Below are 1,235 nucleotides of genomic sequence, written 5' to 3'. Positions count from 1 at the left end.
GAATAGGTGCGTAGATCCTTCCGTGCTTCATCGGTGCGAGATTTCATGCTCCATTCGCCATTATTGACCGACTATAGAAAGCCTTTATTTTGAAGATCTGCAAAGGCTGCGTCTAAAATTTTCTTTGAACGCGCGTTGGAATTCTCGCTATTCTTGAGAATGACCATGTGGCTGCCGTTGTAGATGTATTCAAACACCCGCCTGTTGTTCTCCGTATCCATCATGATGAAACGGACCTCGTAGAAGCGCCACGCGCCGGAGGATTGGAAATTGGCGGGGAAGATGATCAACCGATAGCGCGCTCGGGCGGCGCGCTCGTCGGCCAAGTTGCGGTCGATCGTCCGCCCTACCGGTATCATCCTGGAATCGGCGCCGAACGACGTGTTGTTCGCAACGAACTCGCCCTCGTCCTGCTTGGCCTTGTTGTAGTGCAAAATCTTGCTGGAGACCTTCAAGGCGTCGAGGCGCGCGATCAAGGCGGCGTCAAACTGATCGAGCATCTTCGGAGTGAATTCGTTCTCGCGCACGTCGAGGAACGAATAGACGTAGAGCAAAGACCCCGGCAGCTTGACGGCCGGCTGGGTGGCATTCTCCACGGTCGACGGGAGCGGCGGGATCGGCGCATCCGCGTATAGCTCGCTCAGGCCTTTCTGCTGCGCGTAGAGGTTGGCTTCGCGATGTGCGGCCTTGTAGCCATCGGCAGCGATCTTGAGGAAGGCTTTCTGGTCCTGTTCGAGCAGCGGGCGGATCGTGCTCTGATAGGCGAAGACTTTGTTCAACAGCGCCGCGCCGCCGGGGGTGCGGGCGAAGGCGAGTTGCGCAGTGCGCAGGCGCTGCTCCTGTTCGGGCATCGCCCCGACCCGGCTGATGATCTGCAACATCGTGTCGCCGGGGCGCACCTCGACCCGGAAATCGCGCGCCTCCTGAACGGACGGGGCAAACATGCGAGCGAGCCGAGGGAGATCCGCCGGTGGAATCTGCGCGGCGAGGTCGCTGCGCACCTGATCCTGTCGCGCCTCCAGGACTTTCCACATTTCGGCATCGCACTGCGCAGATGATGCCTTGATCATGCGGTCGATGATACCGGGCAGCCTTTGTTCGACCTCGGGCAGCGCCGGATCGGCCATCAGGCTGGAGCGGAATGCGGTGTCGCACATTTCGCGACCGATTGCGAATTGCATCGCGCGCGGCACGAAGAAGTCGGCCATTACTTGCAGTTGCTCGGTGCGTGTGGG

Annotated in this window: 1 protein-coding gene; it reads right to left on the bottom strand. The window is 59.8% G+C overall.

Translation table 11 applies throughout. The features are described from left to right. Nucleotides 1-71: 71 nt before the first annotated feature. Nucleotides 72-1,235: hypothetical protein (locus tag AB0K82_RS44580; protein ID WP_364409835.1), on the bottom strand; the 1,164-nt coding region annotated here is incomplete at its 5' end.

Origin of the sequence: Actinoallomurus sp. NPDC052274 (assembly GCF_040679475.1) — a bacterium.
GTDB lineage: Bacteria > Actinomycetota > Actinomycetes > Streptosporangiales > Streptosporangiaceae > Actinoallomurus > Actinoallomurus liliacearum.
The sequence above is the reverse complement of the archived record's forward strand: the minus strand, read 5'-3'. Positions and strand labels throughout refer to the sequence as shown.